We start from the raw sequence: 26,269 nt of genomic DNA on the forward strand, positions 1-26,269 counted from the left end.
TTCGCCCACGCACAAGTCCACGCAGACTCGCGGCCAACAGAGGTCGGCCCAAGGAGCCTGCAATGGACTTCGCGTTCAACGACGAGCAATTGATGATTCAGGAGAGCGCCGCCAGCTTTCTCGCCAAGGCCTCCGATTCGGCGGCAGTGCGTGATGCCATGCTGCGCACGGAGGGTTTCAACCCCGAGGTCTGGCAACAGATTGCCCAGGAGCTGTACTGGCCGGCGCTGATCGTGCCGGAGCAGTACGGCGGCCTCGGCCTGGGCTTTGTCGAGCAGGCCATCCTGCTCGAGCAGATGGGCCGTCGCCTGCTCTGCTCGCCCTTCCTCTCCAGCGCCTGTCTCGCCACCCCGGCCCTGTTGCTGGGGAGTAACGAGGCCCTGCGCGAGCAGTGGTTGCCGGAGCTGGCCGCGGGCAGCCTGTGCGCCACCGTCGCCTACCAGCACCAGCGTGGCGACTGGCGCCAGGCGCAACAACCACGGGCGCACAAGCAGGCCGACGGCTGGCTGCTCAGCGGCCAGTACGACGCCGTGCTGGACGGTGCGCAGGCCAACCTGTTGCTGCTCGCCTGCGAAGGGGATGACGGCAGCCTGGCGCTGTTCGCCGTACCGGCCAATCAGGCCGGCATCAGCCGTGAGGCCCTGCCGACCCTGGACCAGACCCGCCGCCTGGCGCGCATCCAGTTGCAAGACGTAGCGCTGACTGCCGAACAGTGCCTGCACCCGGCCAGCAACGGTGCCGAGCTGCTGGACAAGGTATTGCAGATCGGCGCCATCGCCCTGGCCTGCGAACAGGTCGGCGGCGCCCAGCAGAGCCTGGACCTGACGCTGGCCTACATCGCCGAGCGCAAGCAGTTCAACCGTGCCATCGCCAGCTTCCAGGCCATCAAGCATCGCTGCGCCGACCTGATGCTAAGCATCGAAAACTCCCGTTCGGCGGCCTACTACGCCGCCTGCGTAGCCCAGGAGGCTCTGGCCAGCGAAGGCGACGCCCAGCTCGCCGGCGAGCTGGGCGAGGCCTCCGCCATCGCCAAGAGCGAAGCCAGCGAGGCCTTCATGCGCTGCGCCGGCGAGTCGATTCAGCTGCACGGCGGCGTTGGCTTCACCTGGGAATACGACCCGCACCTGTACTTCAAACGCGCCCGCGCCAGTGAGCAGATGCTGGGCAGTCCCAGCTGGCACCGCGAGCGTCTGGCCACCCTGATCCTGGAGTCCCGCCCATGAAAATCGGATTCAGCACCGAGGATGAAGCCTTCCGCGTGGAGGTTGCCACCTGGCTCGAAGAGCACCTGCAAGGCGAGTTCGCCAACCTGCGTTTCCGCGGCGGACCGGGCGACGAGCACGCGTTCCCCGAGGAACGCAAAGCCTGGGAGCGGGAAATGGCCCAGGGCGGCTGGATCGGCCTGGCCTGGCCCCAGTCCCTGGGCGGACGCGAGCTGTCGATCAGCCAGCAGGTGATTTTCTGTGAAGAGTACGCCCGCGCCGGCGGCCCCGGCCGCATGGGCCACATCGGCGAAGGCCTGATCGGCCCGACCCTGGTCGCCATGGGCAGCCCCGAACAACAGCAACGCTTCCTGCCCGGCATCCTCAAGGGCGAGGAGTTCTGGTGCCAGGGCTATTCCGAGCCGAGCGCGGGCTCCGACCTGGCCGGGGTCAAGACCCGCGCCCAGCTCGATGCCGCAGGCCGCAACTGGCTGGTCAATGGCCAGAAGGTGTGGACCTCGCTGGCCCACGAATCGCAATGGTGTTTCGTACTGGCCCGTACCGAGCCGGGCAGCGTCGGCCACCATGGCCTGAGCTTCCTGCTGGTGCCCATGGATCAGCCGGGCATCCAGGTGCAGCCGATCCAGCAACTGACCGGCACCAGCGAGTTCAACGAAGTGTTCTTCGCCGATGCCGTCACCGCAGCGGACAACATCATCGGCAAGCCCGGCGATGGCTGGAAGGTGGCCATGGCCCTGCTCGGCTTTGAGCGCGGGGTATCCACCCTCGGCCAGCAGATGCTGTTCAAGAACGAGCTGGATGAAGTGATCCGTCTGGCCAAGAACAACGGCGCCGACCGCGACCCACTGATCCGCCAGCGCCTTGCCCAGGCCTGGTCCGGCCTCAAGGTACTGCGCTACAACTCGCTGCGCATGCTTTCCGGCACCCAGGACGGCAGCCTGCGCCGCGAAGCGATGATCTACAAGCTGGCCTGGTCGACCTGGCATCTGGAGCTGGGCAAGCTGGCCATGGACGTGCTCGGCGATCAGGCCGAACTACTCGACGCTGCACCTTATGAACTGTCGCGCCTGCAGTCGCTGTTCCTGTTCACCCGTTCCGACACCATCTACGGTGGCAGCAACGAGATCCAGCGCAACATCATCGCCGAGCGCGCCCTGGGCATGCCGCGCGAGCCACGCGTGCAGGCCTGAAGGGCCGCTCACGCAGGCCTCGTTGTGCAGGCCGGCAGCGATTAAGCGAGCCAATGAAAAACGCCCGATGCCATGCATCGGGCGTTTTGCAGCGCAGCCGCCGCTGAGCCTTACTCGCTCCAGGCGGGATAGTCGCTGTAGCCCTTGGCCCCGACGGTATACAGGGTCTTGCGGTCGAAGGCAGCCAGCGGCCGGTTGTTGCGCATGCGCTCGACCAGGTCCGGATTGGCGATGAAGTGACGGGCGAAGGATACCGCCGCCCCACCGTCCTGGTGCAGCGCCGCCTCGGCGGAAACCGCATCAAAGCCGTCATTGAGGATCAGCGCCGTGCCGCTGTGAGCACGCGCCAGAGCGAAGGCATCGAGCTGCGGCAGCGGTGAGCGCATGATGTGCAGGTAGGCCAGACGCAGCGGTTCGACGGCATCCATCAGGGCCACTGCAGTGGCCGCCGGATCGTCATCCTGAATGTCGTTATAGGGGTTGCCCGGACACATGCGATAGCCCACGCGCCCGGCACCAATGGCATCGGCCATGGCGGCGAGCACCTCGGCTGGGAAGCGCACGCGGTTCGTCACTGAGCCACCGTATTGATCGGTGCGCTGGTTAGTGCCGCTGGCCATGAACTGCATCGGCAGGTAGCCGCTGGTGCAGTGCAGCTCGACGCCGTCGAAACCGGCCTCACGGGCGAGGATCGCCGCCTGGCGGTAATCGCCAATCACCGCCTGTACTTCCTCGCAAGTCAGTGCATGGGGCTCATCGGTATCGACCATGCCGGCGGCATCGCTGAACACCTGGGTCTGCGCACGCAGCGCCGAGGGTGCCACGGTACGGGCGCCGGCCGGCTTGTTGTGGTGGCTGGCAGCACGCCCAACATGCATCAGTTGCAGCACGATCAGCCCGCCCTCGGCATGCACTGCATCCGTCACCGCGCGCCAGCCGGCGACCTGCTCGGCGTTATAGATCGCCGGGGTGCGGCAGTATCCGAGGCCGTCGGCGGAAGGGGCAGCCCCCTCGGCGACAATCAGTCCGGCGCTGGCGCGCTGGCGGTAATACTCGACCATCTCGGCGGTGGGCACGCCACGCTCATCGGCACGGCTACGGGTCATGGGCGCCATGACGATACGATTGGGCAGGTACAGCTCGCCCAGTTGCTGAGGGTGAAACAGCAGACTCATGCTTGCGACTCCTTGATCAGGGCTGACAGGCGCCGACTACCGCGCAAGGGTCTCGGCAGCGCAGCTCTGTCCGGTATAAAAAAGCCCCCCTCCCCATGGACCAGTGAGCACAGGAAGGAGGGCGAAAAAGGGTTATCTGCGCCTTAGCGAACGCGGATCTTCGGATCGCCCGCGCCACGGCGCATGGTCGAGAGGAAGCCTTCCAGCGGCGCGGGCGCGGCCACCTCGGGCAACTCGTCCTTGCCCGGACGACTGGCCCAGAAGACATCCCAGCTGGGGAACAGCTCATGGAAGCTGCCGGAATAGGGCTCGCGCCCCGGCCAGCGCATCTTCAGGCCGCCGATCGGCGGCTTGTTCAGGTCAGTGGCATACCAGTAGCACGGCAAGCGGCGGCGGAAGCACCAGCGCCCGTCGATGCGCTCATAGTCATCCCAGTACAGCATCTGCATGATCACCCACTCCGGGCCAGTCTCATGCTCGTTCTTGGAATAGACCACGCCGGTGGCGTGATCCGGGTCCTTGAACTCGATGATGTGCTGCCCCAGGTGATGCGAGGTGCCGTGGAACTGCAGACGCATGGTGTCGTCCAGCCAGGCCTTCAGGTGGGCACGGCCGACCTTGTCGCGACCGACCCGCACATCCGGGGCGAAGCAGTTGGCCATGGCATCCAGATCGCGCATATCCAGTGATAGCGCGTACTTGCCAGCCAGTTGCCGAATGGCGTCGAGCGACTCCAGTCGGTCGATGCGCGCCAGCAGGTTGTCATCGCTCATGCAGGCTCACTCCACAACGGTGTACAGATCGGAGCTGCGACCGCCATCGACGTTCAGGCAGGCACCCGTGACATAGGAGGCTTCGTCCGAGGCGAGGAACAGAATCGCGTTGGCCAGCTCCACCGGCTTGCCGACACGCTTCATCGGGATCAGCTTCTCGGTGTTCGCGCGGGCCTTCGGATCGCTCAACATGCCGGCCATGGCCGGGGTATCGACCACCCCCGGAATCACCACGTTGCAGCGGATGCCGTAGGGCGCGCCTTCGCTGGCCACAGCACGGCTGAAGTTGTTCACCGCCGCCTTGGCGGCGGAGTAACCACTCATCCAGGCGGTGCCGAACTGGCCACAGATGGAGGAAATGTTAACGATGCTGCCACCGCCGCTGTCCTTCATCAGGCGCACCGCAGTGCGGGTGCCCCAGAAGGTGCCGTCGACGGTGGTATTGAAGTTGGCGCGCCAGTCTTCGGTGGACATGCTGTCGACACTGCCCCAGGTGAAGGCCATGGCGTTGTTGACCAGAATGTCCAGACGCCCATGACGCTTGGCGGCGGCTTCGATGGCGCCAACATAGGCAGCCTCGTCGCTGACGTCGGCGACGGCCACTTCGGCCTTGCCACCGGCGGACTGAATCTTCTCGCGCACCACTTCCAGCGGTTCGGCGTTACGGCCACAGAGCACCACGACGGCACCCTCCTCGGCGAAGCGCATAGCAGTGGCTTCACCGATGCCGGAACCGGCACCCGTAACGACAGCGATCTTGCCTTGCAGACGTTGAGTCATTGCGAATACCCCTGAATCAGATAAAGGACATGCCGCCGTTCACGGCGATGTTCTGGCCAGTCATGAAGCTCGAGTCTTCACAGGCGAGGAATACCGCCACACGGGCGATCTCGTCGGTTTCGCAAAGGCGACCCAGCGGCACGTTCTTGAGCAGGTCGGCCATCATTTGGTCAGGGATGCCGGCCATCATCGGGGTGTTGGTCGGCCCTGGCACCAGCGTGTTGACGCGAATGCCCTGACTGGCCAGCTCACGGGCGATGCCACGGGTCAGGCCCATGACGCCGGCCTTGGAGGCGCAGTAGTGGTTGGGGCCTTCGCCGCTCAGCGCGGAGGTGCTGGACAGGTTGATGATGCTGCCGCCCTGGCCGGTCTTGATGATCAGCTTGGCGCCTTCGCGAGCGCAGAAGAAGGTGCCGGTCAGGTTCACGCCGATAACCCGCTGCCAGCTTTCGTCAGGGGTTTCCAGGAAGCTGTCCAGGCCGCCGACGCCGGCGTTGTTGACCACGATGTGCAGCCCGCCGAACACGCTTTCGGCCTGGCCGATGGCATTCGCCACCGAGGCGCTGTCGCCGACGTTGCAGGCTATCGCCAGCACCTTGTCACCGAACTCGGCCACAGCCTGCTGCAGGGTTTCCAGATTGATGTCGGCAGCCACCACACGGGCGCCCTCGGCGACAAAACCACGCACGATAGCCAGGCCCATGCCCTGACCCGCGCCAGTGACGAAGGCAACTTTGTTTTGCAGTTTCATTGTTTTTCTCCTGCCTAGCTTTGAGTTCACAACCTGGGGTCGCGAGCAATGCGACCAACTTGGCCACCATGATTGAACCGCGACGGGCAAGGCACATCGTCCGATGGGACTAACCCCGCGGCGAAGTGAGCTGGTCTGAACGGACGATGCCCGCGTACCGGCTGCGACGGACTATCGCCACAGGCGGACTCGCGCCACTGGCTCGAGCATAAAAACAACCATGGAGACTCCACATGACCCAGCCACAAGATCTGCCGTTGCCCGTCGGCCACTACCTGACCCTGTCCAGCGGACTGCGCCTGCACTATCTCGATGAGGGCCAGGGCCCGGTAGTACTGTGGATGCACGGCAGCGGCCCGGGTGCCAGCGGCTTCAGCAACTTCAAGGGCAACTTCCCGAAGTTTGTCGAGGCCGGCTATCGCAACATCGTCCTCGACCTCCCCGGCTTCGGCCGCTCGGACAAGCCTGACGACGGCCAATACGACCTGGCCTTCTTCGTCGCCACCCTGCGCGAGTTCATCAACGCCGCCGGCATCGAGCGCTGCACCCTGCTGGGCAACTCCCTGGGCGGTGCCATCGCCCTGGGCCTGGTGCTGGCCGAGCCGCAACGGGTAGAACGACTGATCCTGCTGGCGCCGGGCGGCGTTGAAGAGCGCGAAACCTACTTCAAGATGTCCGGCATCCAGCGCATGGTCACGCTGTTCGGCGCAGGCCCCATCGGCATGCCCGAGATGCGCAGCATGATGAGCCTGCAGCTGTTCGACCCTTCGACCCTGCCGGACGACCTGCTCGCCGAACGCGTGGCTGTGGCAGTGACCCAGCCGAAAAACCTGTTCAGCACCATGATGATCCCCAACATGGAAGCGCGCCTGGGCGAGATCGACTGCCCGATCCTCGGTTTCTGGGGCAGCAACGATAACTTCAACCCGGTCAGCGGCGCCCAACGCATCATCGATGGCGCGCCCAACGCCCGCTTCGTCGTGCTCAACCGCTGCGGCCACTGGGTGCAGGTCGAGCATCGCGAGCTGTTCAACCGTACCTGTCTGGATTTCCTGCAGCACGGCTGAGCCCTGTTCAGGCGCGGACTATCCGCGCCTGAATGCCTGCCCCGGAAATACCCAGCCCGCATCCGCAGACACAGCGGATGCGGGCGCGCGGGTAACGCTATGTCAGGCGTTGGATGCGGCGAGGAACGCCGGCCACTCGCCGCCGCCATGCAGCAGCAGATTGCAACCACTGGCATAACTGGCCAGCGGCGAGGCGATATAGACACAGGCCGCCCCGATGTCTTCCGGATTGGCCAGACGCCCGGCCGGAATGGTGGCGCTGACCGCGGCGATCCCCGCCTCATCGCCATAGTGCTGATGCGACTGCTCGGTACGCACCAGTCCCGGACTGATCGTGACCACGCGCACCTTGGGTGCCCACTCCACGGCGAGAGAAGTCATCAGCGACAGGATGCCGGCCTTGGCCGCGCCGTAGGCGGCGGTCTGCGGCGACGGGCGCAGCGCGCTGATGCTGCCGATGAACACGATAACCCCGCCTTCGGCCTGCGCCTGCATGATCGTATTGGCCTGCTGCGCCACGTTCAGCGGGGCAATCAGATTCAGACGGATGATGCCTTCGCTGAAGCGCGGCGAAGCGGTGGCGGCATCGGCAGACGGGCTGCCGCCGGCGTTGTTGACCACGACATCGAGACGACCGAACTCTCCGAGGATCTGCGCGAACAGACTCTGCACCGACTCGATGTCGCGCACATCCGCGGCGATGAAATGGGCACAGCGACCCTCGACCTGCGGCAGCTGCTGCGGCGCATTGCGGCCACATATCACCACCTGCGCTCCGGCGGCAAGAAAGCTGCAGCTAATGCCAGCACCGACGCCCTTGGCCCCGCCAGTCACCAGCACCACCTTGCCGTGGTAATCCAGGCCCGATTGGATATCCATAAACTGCTCCTGTTGCATTAATGCCCGCACTCTAGGCAGTCATCGCCAGCGCCTCGTCGTCTAAATGGACGATGAGCGAGGTACTGGCGCGCAGGAACATGCGCTCAGTCATTACCGCCTGCGAGAGCCCCGGCATGTCCGCGCCCATCCTCCCCCCTGTGCTGCTGGAATTCCCGGAAGCCGGTATCGCCGTGCTGCGCCTGAACCGCCCGCAGGCGACCAACGCCCTCAGCCTGGAGTTGCAGGAGTTGCTCTCGCAGCACTTCGCCGACCTCGGCCAGAACCGGCAGGTGCGCTGCATCCTGCTCACTGGCGGCGAGCAGGTATTTGCCGCCGGTGGTGACATCACCAGCATGGTCGGGGTCGGTGCCATCGACATCCACCAGCGCCACACCGAACGCCTCTGGGCGCCGATCCGACACTGCCCGAAACCGGTCATCGCCGCGGTCTGCGGCTATGCCTACGGTGGCGGCTGCGAGCTGGCCATGATCGCCGACATCATCGTCGCCGGCCGTGGCGCCCGCTTCGCCCAACCGGAGATCCGCATCGGCATCATGCCTGGCATCGGCGGCACGCAGCGCCTGGTGCGCGCTGTCGGCAAGGCCAAGGCCATGCGCATGGCGCTCACCGGCCAGCCGATCAGCGCCGAGGAAGCCTGGATCGCCGGTCTGATCAGCGAGGTGGTGGCCGACGAGCAGGTGTTCGAGCACGCCCTGCAGATAGCCCGTCACATCGCCGCAATGCCGCCACTGGCGGCAGAGCAGATCAAGGAGGTGATACTGGCCGGCATGGACGCCTCGCTGGAGGCCGGCCTGGCCCTGGAGCGCAAGGCCAATGCCCTGCTGTTCGCCTCCCAAGACCAGAAGGAAGGCATGCAGGCCTTCCTCGAGAAGCGCGCACCGCGCTTCGAGGGCCGCTGAGCCAAGCGGATCAGAGACGGGTCGGGCGCGTCAGCGCATCGATCCCGCCATCGACGAACAGCTGCGCGCCGTGGATGAAACTGGCCCGCGGCCCGAGCAGGAACAGCACAGCCTCGGCAATTTCATGCGGCTCGGCATTGCGCCCGAGCGGCGAGATATAGTCGCGGATCGCCTGGCCATAGCGCGGGTCCTGCAAACCGGCCGCCAGCAGCGGCGTCCGGGTGGCACCCGGCGCGACGCTGTTGAGCCGCACCCCTGCCTGCCCCCAGGTCGCCACGCGCTGGCGTACCGCCACGCTCAGCGCGTTCTTCGAGGCGGCGTAGGCCAGATAGCCGCCCTGCGCGCCCGCCGCCATCACCCGCTCTCCGGCCGCCGCCTCATCGCCCGCGACCAGCGCCCCGGCCAGCGGATTATCGGCCCACTCCAGGCTGGTCGCCGCCGTCGAGGAAATCACCACCGCCGCCGAACTGTCGCCCTTTTGCAACAGCGGCAGCAGGCCATCGAGCAGTTCCAGCGCAGCGAAATAATTGATCGAAACAATCAAGGACTCCGGCCGCACCTGTGGCCCCAGACCGGCACACAGCACCAGCCCCTCCAGGCGCCCATCCAGCTGCGCCTGCACGGCTTGCAGCGCCAGACGCCGCCCTTCAGCCGAGGACAAATCGGCGATCACCTCGGCATCCCGCAGGTCGATGCCGATCACCCGCTGCCCCGCCGCACGCAGCGCCTGAACGACCGCCGCGCCTATGCCCGACGCACTACCGCTCACCACAGTCGTCAACATGCTCAACTCCTCAGGATGCCGCGGCCTGGCTGTTGAGTAGCGCATCGCCCGGCGCACCGAGCACGCACGAGGTGCCGCCCGGGGTATACATCATCGCCACGCAGCGGTTGCAGGCCGTGCAGATCGAGTCGCGACTGGTGCCGCTGTGCAGCTTGTTCACATAGTCTGGCTCGGCCAGCAATACCCGCCCCAGCGCAACCGCATCGAAACCCTCATGCATCAACTGCTCGATGCCATCCAGACTCTTAACCCCGCCGATATAGGCCAGCGGCAGCTTCACCGCGGCCCGCACCAGGCGCGCCTGCTCCAGCAGGTAGAGCTCGCGGAATGCGATGGTTGGCTCGCTCAGGTTCTTCAGGAACATGGCGGCATTGACCAGGGCATTGCCGGTCTTGACCCGGTTTTCCTTTGGGAAAGTCGAGCCGAAGGTGGTGCTGGTCGACTCCACATTCATCCCCGCACTGAGCACCAGCATGTGCGCCCCCTCCGCCTCCAGCATGCGCGCGATGGCCGCGCCATCTTCACCGTTGTTACCGCCACGCACCCCTTCGGTGATGCTGTACTTGCACAGCACCGCCAGGTCCTTGCCCACCGCATCGAGCACCTGGCGCAATACCAGGCGCGGAAAGCGCAGACGGTTTTCCAGACTGCCGCCATATTGGTCGTGACGCTTGTTATAGAGCGGCGAGATGAACTGGCTAAGCAGATAGCCATGGCCCATGTGCAGCTCCACGGCATTGAAACCGGCCTCACGCGCCAGGCGCGCGCCACGCACGAACTCGCTCGCCACCTGCTGCAGATCGGCTTCGCTCATGGCCTGCTTGCGCCACATGCCGCTCATCACGCCGACCTTGTTGAAACCGCCGCTGGCGGACAGTGGCCGCGCTGTTTGCTGCGGCGGCAGAAAGGTGAAGCAGCCACCGTGAGTAATCTGCGCAGAAGCGGCGGCACCGTGGCGCTGCACCGCCTCCACCACCCGCCGCAGATGCACCAGAGTATCGGGGGCCAGGACGATCTGATCGGGCAAGGTGCGGCCGTCGGCGCTCACCGAGCAGTAGGCCACGGTCGTCATGCCGACACCGCCGGCGGCGAGAGACTCATGCAGGCGCACCATCTGCTTGGTCGGCAGGCCGCCCCGCGAGGCCCCTTCGTTGGTCGCCGCCTTGATAAAGCGGTTACGCAAGGTCAGCGGCCCCAGGGTCAAAGGTTGAAAAGCGGTCGAATCAGCAGCAGCCGGTACGTGCATGGTGAGCCCTTTTTTTTGTGCTTGTGAGGGAGCCACAAGCGTCATCCGCCAGGCGCACCAGCAACATCGTCCAAGGGGACTAAGTCTTTTGCGCCGCCAGCGGATGCAGGGCGGCGACACTGCCCAGCAGCAACTGCACCAGCGAGGCCTGCCGGGCCGTCCCGGTCTTGGAGAAGATCACCCGCAGATGCGCCCGGGCGGTGTTGCGGCTGATGCCCAAATCGATCGCGGCCTGCTCGAGGTTCTGCCCGTGGCACAGCTGCGCCGCCAGCGCAGCCTCGGCCGGGGTGAGCAGGAACAGTTGCCGCAGCAGCATCTCGGAGGGTTCCGGCTGGCGCTGCGGATCGCGCAGAATCACCTCCACGGCCGCCGGCAAGCCGCATTCGAAGCATTCCTTCTGCGCCAGGCCGCGCAACAAGATGCCCAGCCCCTTGCCCGCCCAGCTCAGCGACACCGCCTCGACCAGCTCGGCGCTGTGACTGGCGCGTGCCTCCAGCACATGGTTGATCGCCCGCCACAGCCGCCGCTCGTCCATGCCGGCCTGAGCATGCAGGCGCCCCGCCAGCAGTTGTAAACCGTGCTCGCCGGTCAGCAACTGACTCGCCACCTCGCTGCACTGCAGGACCTGTCCCTGCGCATCGAGCAGCAGGGTGCCGATATTCAGGCATTGCAGGGTCGAGGCGTACAGACGCCGCTCGCTTTCCAGATCATCCAAACGGGCATAGATGCGCAGGACATGCCTGAGGTGCGGCAACAGGCCCATGCACAACTGCCGCTCAGACTCACCGAAGGGCGCGCCCTGCTTGCCCCGGCTGATACGCAGGCGGCTCGACTGCCCCGCCGATATCCGTATGTCAGCGCCCATGACATGGCGGATATCAAGCGCACTGAGGAAATCGCGGTACAGGGCACTGTCCAGCCATTGCTGCTCATCGACGCACTCGTGCAGCATCAGCACGCGGTCACTGGGCAGATCGACAAAAGGATCGAGCGCGTAGAAGGAGCGCTCGTAGGCCAGCTGCGTACCAGACACGGCAGCGCCGGCGAAAACCACCTGCCCCGGATCATCGGCACTCGGCGAGCGGATGGCCAGGGACACGAAATTGGCCTGCAGATGCAGGCGCAGACGCTCGAGCAGGAGAGTCCAGGGCACAGGTTCCAGTACCCCTTCGTAGACCAGCTCGAGCCAGTCCTGTGATGGCTCGGCCGCCGGCGGCGAACCCCCAGGGCCGTGGCCCTCGTGGTCTTCGCTCATGCTCTGCGCCTGCGGCAGCAGAGCGCGGCGGCCGCCCGGTGCATCAGAAGCTGTACTTGGCGTTGAACGACACATAGTCGCGGTCAGCCATGGTGCGACCCTTGGCGATGTTGGGCGAGCTCAGGTAGTCGACATAGGTCAGCCCCACCTGGAAGTTACCCAGGTACTTGAGATCGGCACTCACCGTCAGACGCTTTTCTTCGCGCCCCAGCCCCTGTAGCGAGCTGCCATCGATGTTCTGCTGCCAGGTGATCTTGTTGGTCAGATCCCAGCCACTGAACACGCCTGGGTTGTCAAACTGCGCACCGACACCCAACAGACTCGAGCCACGGGTCTGGCCGTCGTAGACGAACTTGTCGTAGCTGCCGGCTGCGTAGCCGCCGACGCTGACATCCACGTCATCCACGCCCTCGATGTATTGGTGCACCACTTCGCCATACAAACTGGTCTGTTGCGCCAGCGAGTTGGGTCCCATGATGTACATGGCATTGAGGTTGGCCTGCCACAGCTGGCCACGCGCCGGGGCGCCGTTGTCCAGGTACACGGCGGAGCCATCGCGGTAGCTCAGGTCACCGGCGTACTGCACCGAGTCGCCGATCTTCGAGCTGAAGCTGATACCGGTCAGCTCGACGTCCTCGAAGTAGCCCAGCTTGTAGGTGCCGTCGGACATTGCACCGTCGAGGGTGGAGTACACGGTGTCCGGCCCCCAACTGAAGAACAGCGCGCCGACTCGCTCGTGGTAACGGGTGTGGAACAGGCCCACTTCGGTGCTCTCGGTCAGGCGGTAGCGCACGCCGGCACCCCACTGGCCGCTGTCCTTGGCTTCTTCCTCGCCGGTGTAGCGCATGGCTGCGACTTCGGGGTTGCCAGCGGCATAACGGAAGTACTGCGCACCTGGGCCGAAGATATCGCTGGAGTTGAAGTAGTCACCTACCGGGCTGAGCTGGCTTTCTTCCCACTCGTATTGGTAGTAGGCCATCAGCGCCAGACTGTCGTTGAGGGTCCAGATGCCGGAGAACTGCCCGATGGGCAGATACGCATCCTTGGCCTCGGTGCCCGGAACGTTGAACTTGGTGGTATCCACCGGCGCCTGGCCCTGGCTGATGTTCGGCCAGAACAGACTCTCGCCCCAGGCCACCAGATGGCGACCGGCCTTGAGCGACAGGTACTGATCGTCGAACACGTCGAAGTCGCCATACACGTAGGCGTCGAGCAGACGAGCGCGGCTGCCGCTGTCGCGACGGGTATCGCTGACGAAGTGGTTGTTCGCACCAGACTTGTTCACCGTGCCCGGCGAGTCGTTGTCGTTGCTGTCGTTATAGACCGCGTCGTAGAAGTGACTGCCGCGCAGCACTGCACCGAGATTCTCGTGCTTGAGCAACAGCTCACCGAACAGGCTGACACGATTGGTGATCAGCGAACCGCGGTCGAAGTTACGGGTCGCGTCATCGTTGTTCAGGCTTTCCAGGTACTGATTGGCCTGCTTGCCGGTACGCATCGAGGCGGTGTAGTTGACGGTCAGCGTGGAGTCCAGAGTAGTACTCTCCCCCAGCTCAATGGTCGGCCCCGCCACTGCGGTTCCGCTCGCCAACGCAACGGCGAGGCTCAGCAGACCGGGCGCGAATCCCCATCTCAGTTGTTTGTTAAACATGGCCCTCTCCTTATTATTGTTGTATTGCAATCGAGCATCAGACCTGGCTGCTAAGGCTGGCGCCCCAAGAGCTCAGACTTGCTGGTCACACTGGCAGTGTGGAAAGCCCCTGCCCCGGACACATCATCCATTTGGCCTAGTCCGCCACACTTTCCGGTGGTTCTGTTTCACCCCTCAGCCTGCGGCCACCTGGGCGCGCAGCACGTTCTTGTCGACCTTGTTCGAAGGGTTGAGCGGCAGCCCATCGAGGAAGCGCACGAAACGCGGCACCTTGTAGTTGGCCATGCGTTCGCGGCTCCAGGAGATCAGCTCCGACTCACCCAGCGCCTGCCCGACATGCCGCACCACGCAGGCGCAGCCAACCTCGCCCATGCGCTCGTCCGGCACACCGATAACCGCCACCTGGGCAATCGCGGGGTGCTCCAGCAGGCCGGCCTCGATCTCCGCCGGATAGCAGTTGAAGCCGCCGACGATGAACATGTCCTTGAGCCGGTCGGTGATGCGCAGATTGCCGGCATCGTCCAGGCTGCCGACGTCGCCGGTATGCAACCAACCCTCGGCGTCGATGGTTTCGCTGGTGGCCTCGGGGTTCTGAAAATAGCCCTGCATGACGTGGAAGCCTCGCAGACAGATTTCGCCGGTCTCGCCGGCGGCCAAGGCACGGTTTTCGGGGTCGCGAATGCTCACCTCGGTGCCGGCAATCGGCAGCCCGCTCGTACCGGCGATCAGTTCAGCGGCAGCTTGCGGATCACAGATGGTGGCCAGGCCACCGCATTCGGTCAGGCCATAGGCAGTAGTCACCACGCTGAAGCCCAGCTCCTCGCGCATGCGCTGGATCAACACGGCCGGGATGGTCGATGCGCCGGTGACCGCCACGCGTAGCGAAGACAGATCCATCTGCGCCAGTTTCGGGTGCGCCAGCATCGACAGGTACAGAGTGGGCGGACCGGGCAGCACGCTGATGCGCTCCTCGGCGATGCGCTGGAACACCACCTCGGCATCGAACACCGGGTGCGGCAGGATGGTCGCGCCAGCCAGCAGGCAGGTCATCCAGCCCGCCTTGTAGCCGAAGGCATGGAAGAACGGGTTAACGATCAGATAGCGATCGCCCGGTACCAGCCCAAGCACCTTGCCGAACTCGCGGAAGGCACGGGTCACCTGGCCATGGGCACTCATCACGCCCTTGGGTTTGCCGGTGGTGCCGGAAGTGAACAGCAGATCGCTCAGATGCTCGGGAGTCAGCGACTCGGCCCGCTGGCGAGCCCTGACTTCATCAACCTGGAGCCCCCTGGCGAGAAAATCGCTCCAGCCCAGGGTGCCCGCTGCCGCCTGCGCCTGGCTGCCGAAGACCACCAGGCACTCCAGACTCTGCGGCCGATAAGGCATCAGCAGGGCGGGGTAATCGACGCCAAGAAAATCGCCCTGAACGAACAGCACGCGGGTGCCGCTGCGCTCGAGAATATCCGCCGCCTCCGGGCCCTTCATGCGCGTGTTGACCGGCACCAGCACCGCCCCGGCACAGTGGATGCCGAGGGCGGCGATGATCCAGTTGCGGCAGTTCGGTGCCCACACGGCCACCCTGTCACCCGGTTCGATGCCCATGGCGAGCAATCCCCGTGAAACTTCCAGGACCTGGCCAGGCAGCTCGGCGTAGTCGGTGACCACACCGTCTTCCTCGATGGCGGAGCGGCCGCCATGCAGGCGCGCGGCCTCAAACAACATGGCAGGAATCGAGAGCGCCGCAGCGCCGGCAGGAGCCATGTCAGGCGCCTGAGTTATTGAGGTCTGGGTCATTGCTACAGGCTCATCTGACGAGTCATTCGGGAAAGCGGATATGCAGCGCAGCGCTGGTCGGTACCGCCTGGCAGCAGAGAATCCAGCCCTCGGCCAGCTCATCGGCATCCAGCGCATCGTTGATCAGCAGTTGCGCGCTGCCTTGCTCCAGGGTGCACATGCAGGAGGCACAGCCACCGACGCGACAGGCATTGGGCGGGTTGAGGCCGGCACGCTCCATGGCCTGCAGCAGGGTCTCGCCGCTCTGGCAATCCAGCTCATGTCGCGCGCCGTCGAGATCCACGGTCACCTGCGCGCTTACGGCTGCGTCGCTGGCGGCCACCGGCAGCTCTTCGCCCTCGCCCGGCAGCGACACGAAACGCTCGACGTGAATGCGCGCCTTGGCCATCTCCAGCGCTTGCAGCGCCCTGACCGCGGCGTCCATGAACGGACCGGGGCCGCAGATGAATGCCTCGGCATGGGCGAAGGGGCGGGCCAGCTCGGTCAGTTGCTCGACCTGCGGAATGCCCTGCACCGCGTCCAGCCAGTGCACCACCTGCAAGCGCGAAGGGTGAGCGCTGGCCAAGGCCTTGAGCTCCTCCTTGAAGATCACCGAATCCTGATCGCGGTTGGCGTAGATCAGCAGAATGCGCCCCTGCCCGGCGAGCAGCGCCGAACGCAGGATCGACAGCACCGGAGTGACCCCGCTGCCGCCGCCGAACAGCAGCAAATCGCCATTCAGGTTACGCGGCACGAAGACCCCGGCCGGGCGCATCACCTGCAGTTCATCGCCAGCCTTGAGCTGGTCACAGAGCCAATTCGAAGCACGCCCATCGGCCACGCGCTTGATGGTCACGCGCAAGGGCTCGTCGAGCAGCGGCGTACTCGACAGCGAGTAGCAGCGTGGCAGCCAGTCCTCGCCATAAGGCACGCGCAGGGTCAGGAACTGCCCCGGCTGATAACGAAAGTCCCCGGCCAGCTCAGCCGGTACATCGAAAACCAGGGAGCGGGAGTCGAGTGTTTCCTCGACCACCCGCGCCACACGCAGGATCATGTAGTTACTCATAATTCGATACTCATCCAACTCATGACTTCGCCCAGGCCCGCTTCTCGCCCGAGGCCTGTTTCAGCTGCGCCACCGCGCGCGCTGCCCGGCGACCGGAAAACACGCAATCCGCCAGCGACAGACCGCTGACATAGAGATGCGACGCCACCCCCACAGCCGCACGGCCGGCGGCATACAGGCCGGCGATCGGCCGCCCCTCGCCGTTCAGCACCGCACCGCTGTCTTCATCCACGCACAGGCCGCCCAGCGTCAGTCCGCTCATGGGATAGGCAGGGTTGCCGGCGGAAATGTCGCAGGCATAAAACGGTCCCTGGTCGAGCACCTGGCGGCTGTAGGCCGACTTGCCGGTCTCATCCTCGGCCAGGCCCCGCGCCGCGGCGTTGTAACGCGCCAGCGCACCCTCCAGCTCGGCAGGGTCCATGCCGGTGACCTCGGCCAGTTGCGCCGGTGTCTTGCCTTTACGTGCCTGCAGCATCAGCAGCAACGCCGGGACGGTCTGGAACCACCAGTAACCGCCGCGCAGCGTCTCCCACAGCGCCTGGCGGCGCAGGCGGCGGTCAAGAATCAGCCAGCCGTTGCCGCCGTGCTCCTCGCACAAAGGCGCGCCGAGTGTCGCGCCATAGACTTCTTCATTGCAGAAGCGCCGGCCCTGCTGGTTGACCACGATGCCCTTGGGCCAGCACTGCGGCGGGTTGAGAAAGCGCCAGGCAGACACCTGCCCGAGCTTGTCGCTGGCCGCCCCGACCGTGGCCCCCAGGCGCACCGCCGAGCCATCGCAGCCGGTGGCGCCGAGCCTGAAGTTGCGCAGGTACTTGGCACCGTGCTCACGCACCATCTGCGGGTTGAAGATGAAGCCGCCGGTGCTCAGCAGCACCCCCTGCCGGGCACGGACCAGCCAGGGCCGGGCATGCTCGCGCTCGAGCCGGCTGAGTTGCGCGCGCAGCTTGTCGCAATACGCGGGGCGGAAGTTCTGCAGGCTCTCGGCCTTGGCCGCCAGCTTGGCGTGCTTGCGCGCCACGTCGCTGTTCTCCGGCAAACGCCACAGCTCGGCCCCCACCACCTTGCCCGAGCTATCCAGCACCAGACGTCTGACACTCGACTGCAGCCGCGCACGCATGCCAGCGCGATAGCAGGCCTGTTGCAGATGGCCATAGAGCACCTTGCCGCTCTGCCCCTTGGCCACGGTGCGGTGTCCGCGTGGCGCCGGCGGCTGATCACCGGCGTAGGCCGGAACCATCTCGTTGCCCGAGTAGTACAGGTAGTAGCCGTCGGCCGGATAGGAAGTCTTGCCGCCGCCAGGCGGCATGCTGTAACCGTATTCGGCGCCATGGCTCTCCAGCCACTGCAGGTTGCTCACGCTTTCGTCGCAGAAGCGCTTGAGCGTGACGTCGCTGACCACGCCGGCGGTTTCGTGCCGCAGGTATTCGAACATCGCCTGCGGCGTGTCGCGGAAACCGGCCGCCACCTGCTGGCGGGTGCCACCGCCGGCATACACGACGCCGCCGCTCTTGACGCTGGCACCGCCGCCACAAAAACGGTCGGCGATCAGTACCTCCACCCCCTGGGCATGGGCCTCCAGGGCAGCGCAGGCACCGGCCGCGCCCCAACCCACCACCAGCAGATCGCACTGCTCGTTCCACTCGTGGGTGTCGGCGCTGTCGATATACAGCGGCTGCAGAATCTCCGTGACGCTGCTCGGCTCAAGCTTGCTCATCACCCTCTCCTCAGCGCTGCGCAGCCAGATGGCAGGCGGCGACATAGCCAAAGGTCATGGCCGGACCGAGGGTGCCTCCGGCGCCCGGATAGGTAGTACCCAGGACCGAGGCAGAGGTGTTGCCGATGGCGTATAGGCCGCTGATCGGCTGGCCGTTCTCATGCAGCACCTGGGCATGCTCGTTAGTCAGCAGACCACCCTTGGTACCGATGTCGCCGGCATCGATGCGCATGGCATAGAACGGCGCCTTGGCCAGTGGCGCCAGGCAGGGATTGGGCTTGACGTTGACATCACCGTAGTAGCGGTCGAAGACGTTCCCGCCACGGCCGAAGTCGAGATCCTCGCCGCTGCGGGCAAAGCCGTTGGACCGCTCCACGCTGGCCTGCAGGCCGGCGGCATCCACGCCGATCTGATCGGCCAGCTGCTCCAGCGTATCGGCCTTGAAGTACAGGCTATTGAGCCACTGCTCCGGCAGGCGGCTGTCGGCAATGATCTGCGCCGGCATCAACGGGCCCATTGCATAGTGGAAGCGGAAGTGCGCGTCGAAGATCACCCAGGCCGACAGCTGCTCGGGGCTCTTGCCCTGGTTGTCGCGGTACATCGCATCGACGAATTCCAGGTAAGGCGCCGCTTCGTTGACGAAGCGCTTGCCCTGTTGGTTGACCACGATAGGCCCCGGGAAGGCACGCTCGGCGAAGATCGGCCGGGGCTTCTCCTCACCCGGAACGGCGATGGTCGGCGCCCACCAGCCCCAGTCCATCAGGTCGGTGGCGGCGCCATGCGCCTGCGCCGCCAGCAGCGCGGCGCCAGTGTTGTTGTCCGGCGGCGTGGCGCTCCACTCGCGACGGCTCGGCTTGGGCAGGTAACGATCACGCAGCTCCTGGTTCTGTTCGAAGCCGCCGCTGCCGAGAATCACCCCGAGGCGCGCGCCGATCAGCAGCTCGCGACCGTCACGCAGCACCTTGACCCCGCTGACACGCCCCGCTTCGACCTGCAGCTCGCGAAAATCACTGCCCAGCCACAGCGGCACATTGCGATCCATCAGCGAGCGACGCAGCGAGGCCACCAGCGAGGCGCCTAGTGCCGTGCGGCGATCCAGCTCGCTCTTGCGCCGCCATTTGAAGTCGAGCTTGTAGCGCAGCATCAGCCCCAGCAGCATCAGGCGCCAGCCGAAGCTGCGCGACATGGCCCTGTGCGCCTGGCGCGCGGTCCAGGCGATCTTGCCCATCAGCAGCGTGGTGGCCGAGGCCGGGCGCATGTTGGCGAATTCTTCTTCGAGCACGCTGGCATCGAAGATTTCCGGATCCAGCGAGCGGCCACCCGGCAACGACCCCGGCAGGTGCGGGTAGTAATCCGGGTATTTCTCGGCCACGGCAAAACGCACGCGGCTGCAGGCTTCCAGCTCACTCACCATCTGCGGCGCCTGCTCCAGGTAGGTGCGCAGACGCTTTTCGTCGACTCGGTCACCCACCGCCGCCTTGAGGTAGGTCCAGGCCTTTTCCGGGCTGTCGTTACCGCCCTTGGCGATGAAGTGGTGATTATTGGGAATCCAGATGCCGCCACCAGAGATGGCCGAAGTGCCACCAAACTGCTGGCTCTTCTCCAGAACCAGGACGGAAAGACCACGGTCGGCAGCGAAGAGCGCTGCGGTCATGGCACCCGCACCGGACCCCACGACGACTACGTCATAGATGGACTGATCTTGAGCTTGAGCTGTCATTGTTGTTATGCCTGAGCCGAAGGGAAAACATCGGCAGCCACTGCTGCCGCATTACAGCAAGGCGAGCACAACAGCGCTCGCCCCGGGCCGATCACACGAAGGGATCGGGGTTGGGCAGGCCCAACTTCACCGCGCCATAGCTACGGCCATAGGCCATGTAGTTGTTGGCGATGTGCCCGCGCGCCTGGTGCAGGTCGCGGAAGATGCGCGCCACCGGATTGCTGTTGTACAGCCCCGAAGCGGCCATGTTGCGCAGCAGCTCGCTGGCCTTCTCGGCACAGATGTTGGTGACATAGGAAGACTGATAGCGGTACTGCAGACGCATCTCGACGTCCGGATACTCACCGGCCTCAGCCAGCTTCATCAGTTGCGCGTAGTTGCGCATCAGCACCAGCTTGAGGCTGTCCACGGTGTTCAGCGCATCGGCCACCGCGGTCTGCGCCATCGGGTCTTCGGCGGTCTTGGCGCCGTGCTTGCCAATGTGCTGCGCGGCGTTGGCGCAGTACTCGTTGATCGCCCCCTGCAACGCACCGATCGCCGAAGTGGACACCGCACGCGCGAAGACCTGGGCAAAAGGAATCGCATAGATCGGGTTGCTGTTGATCAGGCGGCCCGGGGTTGCCTCGATGGTCCAGTTATTGGTGCGCTGCACGCGATGCGCCGGAACGAACGCATCTTCGACCACGATATCGTGGCTGCCGGTGCCACGCAGGCCCAGTACATCCCAGTTGTGCTCGATGCGGTAATCGCTCTTGGGCAGCAGGAAGGTACCGTGCTCAGCCGGCATATCGTCTGCCGGCGGCAGAATACCGCCCAGCAGACACCACTCGCAGTGCTCGCTGCCGCTGGAGAAACCCCAGCGACCGCTGATGCGGTAGCCGCCTTCGACCGGCGTAACCTTGGCCACCGGCATATAGGTCGAGGAGATCAGCGTACTGCTGTCCTGCCCCCACACGTCGCGCTGGGCTTCAATCGGGTAGCGCGCCAACTGCCACGGGTGCACACCAATCACACCATAGATCCAGGCGGTAGACATGCAGCCTTCGGCGAGAGTCATCTGGATCTCGAAGAAGGCCCGCAGGTCGATTTCGTAGCCGCCAAAGGCTTTCGGCTGCAACGCGCGGAACAGGCCGAGTTCCTGCATTTGCGCAATGGTTTCGACCGGCACCTTGAAGTCACGCTCTGCCTGTGCGGCGCGTGCTTTGAGCGTGGGTACCAAGTTGCGGGCGCGTTCGATCAGTTCGATCTCTTGGGGCGTTTTTTCTCGCATGCCAGTCATCCGTCGACTCTCTCTTGTTATTGCGCGGTTGCGCGGACATGGAGAGATATTCGGTTGCTGCAAGCAGATGATCATCGTCAAACCGGACTAGTCAGACAGCCCAGTGCATTAACTCAGGCAGTGGTGAAGCGCGCCGACAGCTGATCCAGCTCCGCCGCCAGACTCTCCAGGCCAGCAGCGGCCTCGGCGCTTCTTCCGGCGCCTTGCGACAGCTCGCTGGTGCCTGCCGAAACCCCCTCGACCTGCTCGGCAATCTCGCGGGTAGCTTCAACCTGGGCACGCAACACGCCGCTGATGTCGTCCACTGCGCGTATGACTTGCTCAGTCCCCTGGCGGATCTGCGCAATCGAAGCCCCGGCCTGCTCCGCCAGCCTGGAACCTTCCTGCACACACTGCACCGCCTGCTCCATACGCGAGACCACCTCCCGCGTGCCACCCTGGATACGCTCAACAGTTGCACCGACATCGGCTATGGAGCGCCCGGTACGCTGAGCCAGCATGCGCACCTCATCGGCCACCACAGCAAAACCACGCCCCTGCTCACCCGCCCGCGCCGCCTCGATAGCGGCATTGAGCGCCAGCAGGTTGGTTTGCTCGGCTACCGCCTTGATCACCCCCAACACGCCATTGATGTCGGCGGAGTAAGTCTCCAGCTCGCGGATATAGCTCGCGGTGTCCGTCACAACCTCGGCAATTCGCCGCATCTCGCCGGCCATGTCGCGAATGAAGCCCTCGCTTTCACCCGAGCGCCCGGCGGAATCTTCGGTGATGCGCCGCGAGGCCTCGGCATGCCCCTCGACTTCGCTGATCGAATGCGACAGCTGCGTCACCGCCGCCGACATGCTGCTCACTGCCGCCGCCTGCTGTTCGGTGGCCACCGAAGCCCCGCTGGCGGCCTCGGCCATCTGCCGCGCCTCCACCCCGAGACGCTGCACCTGTCCACGCAGCGCGCCAATCATTGCGTTGAGGCTTTCGCGCATGCCCGCCATGTCGCTCAGCATGCGCCCGAACTCGTCGTTGCCCGCCTGCGGTATCGACCGCGAAAGATTACCCGCCGCGATTGCCTGCAAACTGTCGCCGGCCACCGCGAACGCTCGCCGAAGACGACGCAGGGTGGTCAGCGCAGTAACGCTGCCCGCGAACACCCCCAGCACTGCCAGTGCTAGATAGGCAATCAGGCTCAGGCGGTAGCGCCGTTCTGCATCGCCGTACTCCTGCGCCGTCAGTTGCGCCTGATTCTTCTGCAGCTCCTGCAGCGCCTGCATGGCCTGCTCGGCAAAAGGCATCCCGGCGGTCAGGAAGCTCAGCATGCTTTCGGTACGGAAATCCCCCAGGCGCAGGGAAGCGGTGACACTCTCCAGCTCGATCTGCCACTCCTTGTAATTTTCCTCGAAGAGCCTGCCCTGCTCCTGATCGGCTTCCGCCAGGCGAGGCTTGATGCGCTGCGTCCAGGCCATCTCGATCTGTTCATCATTGGCTTTGATCGCATCCAGATGACCGACGATGGGCCGGTCATGGGCCACCACCAGAGTACCGGCGGGGTCGTACTGGAAGGCCAGCAGCGTCAGGCGGAGATTGTCATCCAGGCGGTCACGCACCTCGTTGAACTCCTGAATAGCCGCCAAACGCTCATCGTGCACCAGGCGCAGGCTATTGCGCGCCTGGTCCAGGCCATACCACCCCAGAGCGACAGCAGCGAAGAAAAGCCCACTGGCCAACGCAGCCCAAAACCACAGGCGTTGAGCGATTGTTATTGTTCTGGACATCGACGGCTGCTCCACTCGGCACCAGACGCGGGCATGCGCGAAAACGCTCATTCCGAGCCATGGGCGCCATTGAAAAAACCTGCCTGCGAAAAGGCCGGTATAAGGGGTATGGACAGGAGGCAAGCTCTTGCTCAGGCCTATCACCCAGCTCGGCACGTTGCATCCACAGACCGGGGATTACCTCGTCCAAACGGACGACACCCTGCCACGCCAGCGTTAGTCCGTTGAGACGATGTTGGAGTCAGCATGTCTGCCGATACTGCGATCACCAAATCCCAGCTCAACGGGCCTGCCATGACCGCAAACCTCAGCTTCGACCCCCAAGCCTTCCGTACCGCTCTGGGCACCTTCACGACAGGTGTGACCATCATCACCAGTCGTGGCGAAGACGGAGAAGCGGTCGGCATCACCGCCAACAGCTTCAACTCGGTATCCCTCAACCCGCCGATGGTGCTCTGGAGCCTGGCCAAGAACGCACGCAGCCTGCCGACCTTCAGCCACTCCAAACACTGGAATGTTCATGTGCTGTCAACCGAGCAGGAGAGCCTGTCCGGACGTTTTGCCCGCCAGGGCGAGGACAAGTTCGCGGGTATCGAGCTGGATGATGGGGTAAGCAACGCACCGCTACTGCAAGATTGCACCGCCCGCTTCCAGTGCCGCACGGCCTTCCAGTATGAAGGCGGCGACCATGTGATCTTCGTCGGCGAAGTGCTCGCCTTCGATCACAGCGAGCGCGCCCCGCTGGCCTTCCAGAGCGGCCAGTACGCCCTGGCCACACGCAAGCCGCGCGAGGAGCTGCGCCTGGGCAGCACCCCGCCGCCAGAGTGCAGCTACACCGAGGACCTGCTCGGCTACCTGCTCGGCCGCTCCCACTACCAGATGCTGCACGCCTTGCGCCGCCAGTTGCACTCACAGCAGCTCGACGATCACGCCTTCTTCTTGCTGTCGGTACTGTGCATCCGCGATGCCCTGACGCTGGAAGAGCTCAATACCTTTGTTGGCTATACCGGCAAGAACGCGCAACCGAGCACCCTGCTGTTTCTCGAACGCCAGGGCCTCGTCGCACGAGAAATCCAGGCAGGTGTCACCCGTTATGTGCTCACCGCAGCAGGCCGGGAAACCTCGCTGGAGGAAATCGCCCTGGCCAAGGCGGTCGAGGAAGAAGTCTCCATGCGCCTGGGTAGCAACGATGCACAGGCTCTCAAGGTACTGCTCAAGCGCCTGATCGCCGCCACTGACTGTGGTCTGCCCGATCTTTGGGGCCCGCGTTAAGACCAGGAGCCGGCAGACATGAGCCTCGCCCAGCGTTTCAGCCTCAAGGGTAGCGTCGCCATCGTCACCGGTGCAGGGCGCGGCATAGGTCGAGCTATTGCCCTGTGCTATGCCGAAGCGGGTGCCGATGTGGTCTGCAGCGCCCGTACCCGCGCCGACCTGCACAGTCTTGTGAGCGAGATCGAAGGCCTCGGCCAACGCGCCCTGGCCGTGCCCTGCGATGTCAGCGACGACGCCCAGCGCCGCGCTTTGGTCGAACAGAGCCTGCAGCATTTCGGCCGCCTCACCCACCTGGTCAACAACGCCGGCGGTGGCGGCCCCAACGATCCCTTGCAGCTGAGCGCGCAAGAGCTGCTGCAGATGCTCGACTTCAATGTCGTCAGCACCTATGCCCTCAGCCAGCTGTGCGTGCCCGCCATGCGTGAGAGCGGCGGTGGCAACATTCTCAACATCAGCTCGGTCGCCGCACGCTACGCCCAACGCCACTTCAGCGCCTACGGCTCGGCCAAGGCCGCGCTCAATCAGCTGACCCGCCTGCTCGCCCAGGACTTCGCGCCCCAGGTGCGAGTCAACGCGGTGGCGCCAGGCCCGGTCCTGACTGACGCCCTGCACCAAGTGATGAGCAGCGACATGCGCCAGGTCATGGAGCGCGCCACGCCGCTCAAGCGCCTGGGTACGCCGCAAGACATCGCCGACGCAGCGCTATTCCTGGCCAGCCCGGCATCGAGCTGGGTCACCGGCAAGGTTCTCGAGATAGATGGAGGCGCCGAGTCTAGCGTTTGGCTCGACTAACTATCCCCTACTTGCCAGGCCTTATCCCGAGTGGAGGTCTGGCCTTTTTATTCACTACCACGGAGCGATCCTGCCCTATGGACGCACACCTGATCGAAGCGCTCGGTGACGAGCTGTTCCAAGCCCTCAAGGGGCGCCAGACCATTGCCCCGCTCAGCGAACGACATCCGCAGATCCAGCTGGAGGACGCCTACCGTATCTCGCTGCGCTTCCTGGAACGCCGCCTGCAGCTGGGCGAGCGCGTTATCGGCAAGAAGATTGGTGTCACCAGCAAAGTGGTGCAGGAGATGCTCAATGTGCATCAGCCGGACTTCGGTTTTCTCACCGACCGCATGCAGGTCGCCGACGGCTGCGAGGTCAGCTGCTCCGCCCACGGCTTGATCCAGCCGCGTGCCGAAGGCGAGATTGCCTTCATCCTCGGCGCAGACCTGACCGGCCCGGGCATCACCGCCGCCGATGTGCTGGATGCCACCGAGTTCGTCACCCCCTGCTTCGAGATCGTCGACTCGCGCATCCACGACTGGCAGATCCGCATCCAGGACACCGTGGCCGACAACGCCTCCTGCGGCGTGTTCGCCCTGGGCAACCAACGCATTGACCCACGCGCACTGGATCTGGCCGCAGTAGAACTGCAGATGCTGAAAAACGGCCAGGCGGCCGGCCACGGCTTTGGCAGTGCAGTACAGGGCCACCCCTGCGCCGCAGTGGCCTGGCTGGCCAACACCCTGGGCGAATTCGGCATTCCCTTTCGCAAGGGCGAAATCATTCTTTCCGGCGCCCTGGCTCCACTGGTTCCGGTCAGCCCCGGTGACGAAATCAGCCTGAGCCTTAGCGGCCTGGGCGAATCCAGCTTGCGCTTCGTCGACTGACCGGCGCGCCACTATCAGGAGTAGACCATGAGCAAGAAGATCAAATGCGCCCTGATTGGGCCGGGCAACATCGGCACCGATCTGCTGTACAAACTGAAGCGCAGCCCGGTGCTGGAGCCGGTATGGATGGTCGGCATCGACCCCACTTCCGAAGGCCTGACCCGCGCCCGCGAAATGGGCCTGAAAACCACCAGCGACGGTGTCGACGGCCTGCTCGCCCACATTAAAGCCGATGAAATCCGCATCGCCTTCGATGCCACCAGCGCTTACGTGCATGCCGAGAACAGCCGCAAGCTCAATGAGCTGGGTGTGCTGATGATCGAT

The 26,269-nt window shown here is 64.8% G+C and carries 22 protein-coding genes and 1 pseudogene; 8 read left to right on the forward strand and 15 right to left on the reverse strand.

What is annotated here, in order from left to right; translation table 11 throughout:
- Nucleotides 1–62: 62 nt before the first annotated feature.
- Together NTD81_RS10605 and NTD81_RS10610 are read left to right on the forward strand one after the other, a co-directional pair.
- Nucleotides 63–1,223: an acyl-CoA dehydrogenase family protein gene (locus NTD81_RS10605; protein ID WP_262182251.1), complete on the forward strand. Its 1,161-nt coding sequence runs from the start codon at nucleotides 63–65 to the stop codon at nucleotides 1,221–1,223.
- On the forward strand, nucleotides 1,220–2,413 hold the full coding sequence (locus NTD81_RS10610; RefSeq protein ID WP_262182252.1) for an acyl-CoA dehydrogenase family protein: 1,194 nt from the start codon (nucleotides 1,220–1,222) through the stop codon (nucleotides 2,411–2,413). Before NTD81_RS10605 ends, NTD81_RS10610 begins: the two co-directional genes overlap by 4 nt.
- 110 nt (nucleotides 2,414–2,523) lie before the next feature.
- Here the strand turns inward: NTD81_RS10610 and NTD81_RS10615 are convergent, their stop codons facing one another.
- The 4 genes from NTD81_RS10615 to NTD81_RS10630 form a co-directional block, all read right to left on the reverse strand.
- The gene (locus NTD81_RS10615; RefSeq protein WP_262182254.1) at nucleotides 2,524–3,588 is read right to left on the reverse strand and encodes an alkene reductase; all 1,065 of its coding nucleotides are present in this window, start codon (nucleotides 3,586–3,588) and stop codon (nucleotides 2,524–2,526) included.
- Nucleotides 3,589–3,731: 143 nt separating this feature from the next.
- Complete coding sequence (locus tag NTD81_RS10620; RefSeq protein WP_262182256.1) at nucleotides 3,732–4,361, reverse strand: nuclear transport factor 2 family protein; 630 nt, start codon at nucleotides 4,359–4,361, stop codon at nucleotides 3,732–3,734.
- A gap of 6 nt (nucleotides 4,362–4,367) precedes the next feature.
- Entirely contained in the window at nucleotides 4,368–5,141 is a 774-nt protein-coding gene (locus NTD81_RS10625) for an SDR family NAD(P)-dependent oxidoreductase (protein ID WP_262182257.1), read from the reverse strand.
- Nucleotides 5,142–5,157: 16 nt separating this feature from the next.
- Entirely contained in the window at nucleotides 5,158–5,892 is a 735-nt protein-coding gene (locus NTD81_RS10630; protein WP_262182259.1) for an SDR family NAD(P)-dependent oxidoreductase, read from the reverse strand.
- Nucleotides 5,893–6,125: 233 nt separating this feature from the next.
- Between NTD81_RS10630 and NTD81_RS10635 the strand changes: the two genes are divergently transcribed.
- The gene (locus NTD81_RS10635) at nucleotides 6,126–6,959 is read left to right on the forward strand and encodes an alpha/beta fold hydrolase (RefSeq protein ID WP_262182261.1); all 834 of its coding nucleotides are present in this window, start codon (nucleotides 6,126–6,128) and stop codon (nucleotides 6,957–6,959) included.
- Nucleotides 6,960–7,061: 102 nt separating this feature from the next.
- Here the strand turns inward: NTD81_RS10635 and NTD81_RS10640 are convergent, their stop codons facing one another.
- Entirely contained in the window at nucleotides 7,062–7,838 is a 777-nt protein-coding gene (locus NTD81_RS10640; protein ID WP_262182264.1) for an SDR family oxidoreductase, read from the reverse strand.
- Between the two features lie 134 nt (nucleotides 7,839–7,972).
- Here NTD81_RS10640 and NTD81_RS10645 point away from each other — a divergent pair, with 134 nt between their 5' ends.
- Nucleotides 7,973–8,758, forward strand: coding sequence for an enoyl-CoA hydratase (locus NTD81_RS10645; RefSeq protein ID WP_262182266.1), 786 nt, complete (start codon nucleotides 7,973–7,975; stop codon nucleotides 8,756–8,758).
- 10 nt (nucleotides 8,759–8,768) lie between these two features.
- On the opposite strand, the gene NTD81_RS10650 is transcribed toward NTD81_RS10645, so the two are convergent.
- The 10 genes from NTD81_RS10650 to NTD81_RS10695 form a co-directional block, all read right to left on the reverse strand.
- Nucleotides 8,769–9,542 carry an SDR family oxidoreductase gene (locus NTD81_RS10650; protein WP_262182267.1) on the reverse strand — a complete coding sequence of 258 codons (774 nt, stop codon included), beginning with the start codon at nucleotides 9,540–9,542 and terminating at the stop codon, nucleotides 8,769–8,771.
- Nucleotides 9,543–9,552: 10 nt separating this feature from the next.
- Complete coding sequence (locus NTD81_RS10655; protein ID WP_262182268.1) at nucleotides 9,553–10,788, reverse strand: NADH:flavin oxidoreductase; 1,236 nt, start codon at nucleotides 10,786–10,788, stop codon at nucleotides 9,553–9,555.
- Nucleotides 10,789–10,867: 79 nt separating this feature from the next.
- Nucleotides 10,868–12,043: a helix-turn-helix transcriptional regulator gene (locus tag NTD81_RS10660; RefSeq protein ID WP_262182269.1), complete on the reverse strand. Its 1,176-nt coding sequence runs from the start codon at nucleotides 12,041–12,043 to the stop codon at nucleotides 10,868–10,870.
- 43 nt (nucleotides 12,044–12,086) lie between these two features.
- Complete coding sequence (locus NTD81_RS10665) at nucleotides 12,087–13,694, reverse strand: DUF1302 domain-containing protein (protein ID WP_262182270.1); 1,608 nt, start codon at nucleotides 13,692–13,694, stop codon at nucleotides 12,087–12,089.
- A gap of 174 nt (nucleotides 13,695–13,868) precedes the next feature.
- Entirely contained in the window at nucleotides 13,869–15,416 is a 1,548-nt protein-coding gene (locus NTD81_RS10670) for a FadD3 family acyl-CoA ligase (RefSeq protein ID WP_410017144.1), read from the reverse strand.
- A 94-nt stretch (nucleotides 15,417–15,510) separates the two neighbouring features.
- Nucleotides 15,511–16,533 (reverse strand): ferredoxin--NADP reductase, encoded by a 1,023-nt coding sequence (locus tag NTD81_RS10675; RefSeq protein ID WP_262182273.1) that lies wholly within the window; start codon nucleotides 16,531–16,533, stop codon nucleotides 15,511–15,513.
- A 19-nt stretch (nucleotides 16,534–16,552) separates the two neighbouring features.
- A complete protein-coding gene (locus NTD81_RS10680; RefSeq protein WP_262182275.1) occupies nucleotides 16,553–18,247 on the reverse strand; it encodes an FAD-binding protein in 1,695 nt (564 codons plus the stop codon).
- Between the two features lie 10 nt (nucleotides 18,248–18,257).
- On the reverse strand, nucleotides 18,258–19,967 hold the full coding sequence (locus tag NTD81_RS10685) for an FAD-binding protein (RefSeq protein ID WP_262182276.1): 1,710 nt from the start codon (nucleotides 19,965–19,967) through the stop codon (nucleotides 18,258–18,260).
- A 91-nt stretch (nucleotides 19,968–20,058) separates the two neighbouring features.
- Nucleotides 20,059–21,246: an acyl-CoA dehydrogenase family protein gene (locus NTD81_RS10690; RefSeq protein WP_262182277.1), complete on the reverse strand. Its 1,188-nt coding sequence runs from the start codon at nucleotides 21,244–21,246 to the stop codon at nucleotides 20,059–20,061.
- Nucleotides 21,247–21,359: 113 nt separating this feature from the next.
- A complete protein-coding gene (locus NTD81_RS10695; protein ID WP_262182278.1) occupies nucleotides 21,360–23,012 on the reverse strand; it encodes a methyl-accepting chemotaxis protein in 1,653 nt (550 codons plus the stop codon).
- Between the two features lie 294 nt (nucleotides 23,013–23,306).
- On the opposite strand from NTD81_RS10695, the gene NTD81_RS10700 reads away from it, so the two are divergent.
- The 4 genes and pseudogenes from NTD81_RS10700 to NTD81_RS10715 form a co-directional block, all read left to right on the forward strand.
- Nucleotides 23,307–24,284, forward strand: a complete 978-nt coding sequence (locus NTD81_RS10700) for a flavin reductase family protein (RefSeq protein WP_262182289.1) — start codon at nucleotides 23,307–23,309, stop codon at nucleotides 24,282–24,284.
- A gap of 18 nt (nucleotides 24,285–24,302) precedes the next feature.
- Nucleotides 24,303–25,076, forward strand: a complete 774-nt coding sequence (locus NTD81_RS10705) for a glucose 1-dehydrogenase (RefSeq protein WP_262182281.1) — start codon at nucleotides 24,303–24,305, stop codon at nucleotides 25,074–25,076.
- Between the two features lie 77 nt (nucleotides 25,077–25,153).
- Nucleotides 25,154–25,945 carry a fumarylacetoacetate hydrolase family protein gene (locus tag NTD81_RS10710; protein WP_262182282.1) on the forward strand — a complete coding sequence of 264 codons (792 nt, stop codon included), beginning with the start codon at nucleotides 25,154–25,156 and terminating at the stop codon, nucleotides 25,943–25,945.
- Between the two features lie 27 nt (nucleotides 25,946–25,972).
- Nucleotides 25,973–26,269 (forward strand): annotated as a pseudogene (locus tag NTD81_RS10715) (acetaldehyde dehydrogenase (acetylating)); the annotation flags it as partial.

It is taken from the genome of Pseudomonas sp. 5P_3.1_Bac2 (genome assembly GCF_025465995.1).
Lineage (GTDB): Bacteria > Pseudomonadota > Gammaproteobacteria > Pseudomonadales > Pseudomonadaceae > Aquipseudomonas.

What these genes read in the sequence shown, in the direction of transcription:
- NTD81_RS10605 (WP_262182251.1), top strand. Translation starts at nt 63, where the DNA reads ATGGACTTCGCGTTCAACGACGAGCAATTGATGATTCAGGAGAGCGCC.
- NTD81_RS10610 (WP_262182252.1), top strand. Translation starts at nt 1,220, where the DNA reads ATGAAAATCGGATTCAGCACCGAGGATGAAGCCTTCCGCGTGGAGGTT.
- NTD81_RS10615 (WP_262182254.1), bottom strand. Translation starts at nt 3,588, where the DNA reads ATGAGTCTGCTGTTTCACCCTCAGCAACTGGGCGAGCTGTACCTGCCC.
- NTD81_RS10620 (WP_262182256.1), bottom strand. Translation starts at nt 4,361, where the DNA reads ATGAGCGATGACAACCTGCTGGCGCGCATCGACCGACTGGAGTCGCTC.
- NTD81_RS10625 (WP_262182257.1), bottom strand. Translation starts at nt 5,141, where the DNA reads ATGACTCAACGTCTGCAAGGCAAGATCGCTGTCGTTACGGGTGCCGGT.
- NTD81_RS10630 (WP_262182259.1), bottom strand. Translation starts at nt 5,892, where the DNA reads ATGAAACTGCAAAACAAAGTTGCCTTCGTCACTGGCGCGGGTCAGGGC.
- NTD81_RS10635 (WP_262182261.1), top strand. Translation starts at nt 6,126, where the DNA reads ATGACCCAGCCACAAGATCTGCCGTTGCCCGTCGGCCACTACCTGACC.
- NTD81_RS10640 (WP_262182264.1), bottom strand. Translation starts at nt 7,838, where the DNA reads ATGGATATCCAATCGGGCCTGGATTACCACGGCAAGGTGGTGCTGGTG.
- NTD81_RS10645 (WP_262182266.1), top strand. Translation starts at nt 7,973, where the DNA reads ATGTCCGCGCCCATCCTCCCCCCTGTGCTGCTGGAATTCCCGGAAGCC.
- NTD81_RS10650 (WP_262182267.1), bottom strand. Translation starts at nt 9,542, where the DNA reads ATGTTGACGACTGTGGTGAGCGGTAGTGCGTCGGGCATAGGCGCGGCG.
- NTD81_RS10655 (WP_262182268.1), bottom strand. Translation starts at nt 10,788, where the DNA reads ATGCACGTACCGGCTGCTGCTGATTCGACCGCTTTTCAACCTTTGACC.
- NTD81_RS10660 (WP_262182269.1), bottom strand. Translation starts at nt 12,043, where the DNA reads ATGAGCGAAGACCACGAGGGCCACGGCCCTGGGGGTTCGCCGCCGGCG.
- NTD81_RS10665 (WP_262182270.1), bottom strand. Translation starts at nt 13,694, where the DNA reads ATGTTTAACAAACAACTGAGATGGGGATTCGCGCCCGGTCTGCTGAGC.
- NTD81_RS10670 (WP_410017144.1), bottom strand. Translation starts at nt 15,416, where the DNA reads ATGTTGTTTGAGGCCGCGCGCCTGCATGGCGGCCGCTCCGCCATCGAG.
- NTD81_RS10675 (WP_262182273.1), bottom strand. Translation starts at nt 16,533, where the DNA reads ATGAGTAACTACATGATCCTGCGTGTGGCGCGGGTGGTCGAGGAAACA.
- NTD81_RS10680 (WP_262182275.1), bottom strand. Translation starts at nt 18,247, where the DNA reads ATGAGCAAGCTTGAGCCGAGCAGCGTCACGGAGATTCTGCAGCCGCTG.
- NTD81_RS10685 (WP_262182276.1), bottom strand. Translation starts at nt 19,967, where the DNA reads ATGACAGCTCAAGCTCAAGATCAGTCCATCTATGACGTAGTCGTCGTG.
- NTD81_RS10690 (WP_262182277.1), bottom strand. Translation starts at nt 21,246, where the DNA reads ATGACTGGCATGCGAGAAAAAACGCCCCAAGAGATCGAACTGATCGAA.
- NTD81_RS10695 (WP_262182278.1), bottom strand. Translation starts at nt 23,012, where the DNA reads ATGTCCAGAACAATAACAATCGCTCAACGCCTGTGGTTTTGGGCTGCG.
- NTD81_RS10700 (WP_262182289.1), top strand. Translation starts at nt 23,307, where the DNA reads ATGACCGCAAACCTCAGCTTCGACCCCCAAGCCTTCCGTACCGCTCTG.
- NTD81_RS10705 (WP_262182281.1), top strand. Translation starts at nt 24,303, where the DNA reads ATGAGCCTCGCCCAGCGTTTCAGCCTCAAGGGTAGCGTCGCCATCGTC.
- NTD81_RS10710 (WP_262182282.1), top strand. Translation starts at nt 25,154, where the DNA reads ATGGACGCACACCTGATCGAAGCGCTCGGTGACGAGCTGTTCCAAGCC.